The sequence below is a fragment of the Halorubrum sp. SP3 genome, assembly GCF_005435195.1.
Lineage (GTDB): Archaea > Halobacteriota > Halobacteria > Halobacteriales > Haloferacaceae > Halorubrum > Halorubrum sodomense.
In genome coordinates, this window is sequence record NZ_SGTU01000768.1 from 1 (window position 1) to 220 (window position 220).

Consider the following 220-nt stretch of genomic DNA (forward strand, 5'->3'; position numbering starts at 1 on the left):
GAAGACGTCGTCGAGCGTCGGCGCCCGGATGTTGAACCCGGTCACCGTTACGTCCGCGTCCCGGAGCGCCACGAGGAGGTCGGTGCCGTGCTCCCGGGCCGTCTCCGCGGTGACGCTGATCCCCTCCTCGGTCTCGGCGACCGAGGCGTCCGCGAAGGCGTCGAACTCCCGCGCTATCGCCGCGGCCCGCTCGGTTGCCGTCCCGTCGCCCTCCAGTTCC

General features: G+C 72.7%; 1 pseudogene. It reads right to left on the reverse strand.

Annotation, left to right across the window (positions count from 1 at the left end):
• Nucleotides 1–220: pseudogene (locus EXE42_RS18180) on the reverse strand (daunorubicin ABC transporter ATP-binding protein); the annotation flags it as partial.